The following is a 2,077-nucleotide window of genomic DNA, read 5'->3' as shown; positions in this document are numbered from 1 at the left end:
TTGCGCTATTGTCAACTCTGATTCCATCAATTCTAGCACTATTTTTGTTTTTTGTTCAGCGCTAAAATTTCTTTTTTCTTTTTTACTCATACTTCTTATTTTTTATTTATATTTTTATATCTTTTAGAAAATAAAACTACTCTTTTTGTTGTCTGACTTTTTCAGTCCACTATAGTTTCTTTCTGCCTATTATGCAATGGTCTTAATAAGTGAAATAAGTATGGGAATGAGCGCAGATTTTCAAACAGCCATTAAATTTGGCTCTACCCAGGTTAGAATTGGGAGTTTTGTATATGGAAATAATAACGGAGTAAAATTATAAAAGGTTAGCGTTTGCCAAGTAGTGCTGAAAGCAGAGTATTTAAAATATCATCAAGAGGTGATTTTCAGCCTTGTTCCTTATTACCAGCTTGCGTTATACAATTTTTTTCTCAAATTTTAACAATATTGGGCTATTCCAAGTATTTGGAAAATTCTTTATAATCTAGCTCAACTAAATTTCCAGGCTTCATATTACGGGCAGAATAATCTCCATAATCAATTCTGATTAATCTGCTAACTTGGAGTTTGAAATATGCAAAAACATTTCTAATTTCATTATTTTTTCCTTCATACAAAGCAATTTTATACCATGAATTGGCGCCTTGTTTTTTATGTAATTCGACAGCAATAGGCCCATATTGAACTTTATTGATTTCTATTCCCCTAGATAGTTCTTTAATCATATTTTTTGGCATAAGGCCATATGCCTTACAAAGGTAGACTCTCCTTAACTTGGTAGATGGCAATTCTAATTTTCGTGCTAAATCACCATTATTTGTTAATAAAATTAAACCTTCAGTATTATAATCTAATCTGCCTACTGAAATCACTCTCCCTATATTTTTTGGTAATTCTTTAAATAACGTTACTCTGTCAAAATTATCTTTATGACTTGTTATAACCCCCTTTGGTTTAAAATATTTCCATAAGCGTGTCCTCATGGGTTTTAAAACAATAACACCATCAACATAAATTTGATCTGAATTTTGAACTAAATAAATCGGTGAAGTCAGTATCTGATCGTTTACTCGTACTCTATTTTCTAAAATCAACACCTCAGCTTGTCTTCTAGAACAAACGCCATAATTGGAAAGTGCTTTTGCTATCCTAATAGGTTTCATGGTGAGCTCCTAAAAAAAAATGAACACACTACAGATGTGCTCACTTCTTTTAAAAAAAACGACGGCAGTCAGTAATATGAAATTATCTAATTACTGTTACTACTCTTCTATTTTGTTTATAGGCTTCTTCAGTATGACCAATAACAGCTGGTCTTTCTTTACCAAAGCTAATTACAATCAGTCTATCTGGATTAATGCCATGGTGTACTAGATATTTCTTAACACTATTTGCACGTCTTTCTCCAAGCGCTAGGTTGTAGTCAACTGTACCCCTTTCATCACAAAAACCTTCAAGGACGAATTTAAGATGAGACTTATCTTTCATAAACTCAACTTGCTTATCAAGTACTGATTTAGCACTGTCTGATAAATCAGAATTGTCGTAGCTAAAATATACCTTATCGCCTACCTTCTTTTCAAGTTCTTCAAAAGTTGCTTTTGATACTGAATCAAGTGTGCTACCATCAGTACCATTGGTTGATTGGTGTGATTTATTTTTACACCCAACAAGTCCAGTAATTAGTGCTAATGAGCAAACAGTTAATAATACTTTTTTCATATGGCTCCTTATAGTTATAGATTATTATTATATTGTTATTTATTCTATAGTGTAATACGTTTTAAATACTTGTCAAATACTTTGGATGGGTTGGCAAGTAATACTTATAAATATGATTTATAGATTACTTAGTGAATTAAGATATTAAATACACCTTATTGTTCGATAATCTCGATATTTTGCCTGCTAATTCAAGCTCTAATAGAAGAAAATTTACTACATTTATTGGTGGCACCGTCAAGTTAATGGAAATATGGCCGCAACACAACCCTGACCCTTAAATTTTAGGCAGCAGCTATCTCTTGGATAGCTTCATCCCAAATAAATTTAGCTTTTTGAAAATTCTCTCTTTGGA

General features: G+C 31.6%; 4 protein-coding genes. 2 read left to right on the top strand and 2 right to left on the bottom strand.

From position 1 onward, the window contains the following. Window positions 1–196 precede the first annotated feature (196 nt). Window positions 197–322 (top strand): hypothetical protein, encoded by a 126-nt coding sequence (locus tag L8D11_RS05855; RefSeq protein WP_272906056.1) that lies wholly within the window; start codon window positions 197–199, stop codon window positions 320–322. 130 nt (window positions 323–452) lie between these two features. Here the strand turns inward: L8D11_RS05855 and L8D11_RS05080 are convergent, their stop codons facing one another. Together L8D11_RS05080 and pal are read right to left on the bottom strand one after the other, a co-directional pair. Then, window positions 453–1,163 carry a pseudouridine synthase gene (locus tag L8D11_RS05080; protein ID WP_236870585.1) on the bottom strand — a complete coding sequence of 237 codons (711 nt, stop codon included), beginning with the start codon at window positions 1,161–1,163 and terminating at the stop codon, window positions 453–455. A gap of 82 nt (window positions 1,164–1,245) precedes the next feature. Further along, on the bottom strand, window positions 1,246–1,722 hold the full coding sequence (gene pal, locus L8D11_RS05075; protein ID WP_236870584.1) for a peptidoglycan-associated lipoprotein Pal: 477 nt from the start codon (window positions 1,720–1,722) through the stop codon (window positions 1,246–1,248). A 158-nt stretch (window positions 1,723–1,880) separates the two neighbouring features. Between pal and L8D11_RS05850 the strand changes: the two genes are divergently transcribed. Next, window positions 1,881–2,003, top strand: coding sequence for a hypothetical protein (locus L8D11_RS05850; RefSeq protein ID WP_272906055.1), 123 nt, complete (start codon window positions 1,881–1,883; stop codon window positions 2,001–2,003). Window positions 2,004–2,077: the final 74 nt, after the last annotated feature.

Origin of the sequence: Candidatus Bandiella numerosa (assembly GCF_021811875.1) — a bacterium.
Lineage (GTDB): Bacteria > Pseudomonadota > Alphaproteobacteria > Rickettsiales > Midichloriaceae > Aquirickettsia > Aquirickettsia numerosa_A.
This window is presented reverse-complemented; position numbering and strand designations above follow the sequence as displayed.